This window comes from Pseudoalteromonas sp. SG45-1 (assembly GCF_014164135.1).
Classification (GTDB): domain Bacteria; phylum Pseudomonadota; class Gammaproteobacteria; order Enterobacterales; family Alteromonadaceae; genus Pseudoalteromonas; species Pseudoalteromonas distincta.
The window spans coordinates 1-1,054 of the sequence record NZ_JACJEP010000066.1 but is presented as its reverse complement, the minus strand read 5'-3'; the positions used below and the strand labels follow the sequence as shown (position 1 = coordinate 1,054).

Annotated in this window: 1 protein-coding gene and 1 pseudogene; both read right to left on the bottom strand. The window is 35.4% G+C overall.

Features of this window, described 5'->3' with window-relative positions; genetic code table 11:
* Positions 1–122: 122 nt before the first annotated feature.
* Positions 123–422, bottom strand: a complete 300-nt coding sequence (locus H5117_RS20385; RefSeq protein WP_182739021.1) for a hypothetical protein — start codon at positions 420–422, stop codon at positions 123–125.
* A gap of 276 nt (positions 423–698) precedes the next feature.
* Positions 699–938, bottom strand: a pseudogene (locus H5117_RS20380) (endonuclease III); the annotation flags it as partial.
* Positions 939–1,054 lie beyond the last annotated feature (116 nt).

Here is a 1,054-nt window from a genome sequence, read left to right as displayed (position 1 = left end):
GGCTATTATTGCCTGTATAAGAAAGCTTATAGTAATCATAAATTCTATGGTGAGGGATGGTGTCATGTGGGATCCTAAAATGGTTTTAAATTAGGAATTGACACCATAGTCACTTGTTATGTTTACTGATCCACCGATTCTTCAGTTACAACTAATACGTGTTGCCCTGGAATTAAACTACTAAGCACAAGGGCAGCAAACACCACTAAAACAAACAACAAAGGGCTATAAAGGATAGAACTTTCCTTGATTGGATAAAAGAAAGCAGTTGATGCACCTACAATTCCTGCGATATAACCATGCCTTGTAGTGAACTCATGTATTGAGCCACAATTTACACAACGGTATTTAGTCCATTTAAAGGCTGTTAAAAACCAACTAAGTGATATTTTCTTAGAACAACTTCTACATCGAGGAAACATGGGAAAGACTCCTTTCTTAATTTGTAAACATAACAGCTTATTGAACACCATTTTGGTGGTTTATAACACACCAAGATGGCGTATATTACATACCATGATAATTTCACCAATAATTACCTTTGTAAACAAGTAATTAAAACAGCTAGAAATTAAGCATGTTATTTTGCCCCAAAACGGCGTTTAATAATGTTATTGGACAAAATTAGATTACTACTCAAAACACAGGAATAAATTTAACTTTTTCAGTGTCCGGTTATCGATCAAGGCAGCCTATAGTTACTCTGTTTTATCCTTAAACTCACACAAGTCTTCAATAATACAGCTGCCACATTTTGGTTTACGTGCTACGCAGGTGTAACGCCCGTGTAGTATTAGCCAATGATGTACGTCTACTTTAAATTCTTTTGGTACAACCTTTTCAAGCTTTTGTTCAACAGCTACAACATCTTTACCCATAGCAAGCTTTGTACGGTTAGATACACGAAATATATGTGTATCCACGGCTATTACAGGCCAAATGCACAAGGGAGGTAGATTTATGTCTATCTCCCTTTTGCGTATTTCAGTAAGTCAGTTCACTCAGTAGTTTTATTACAAATGATAGTGGCGGGGTAAAAAAATAAAAAATAAAA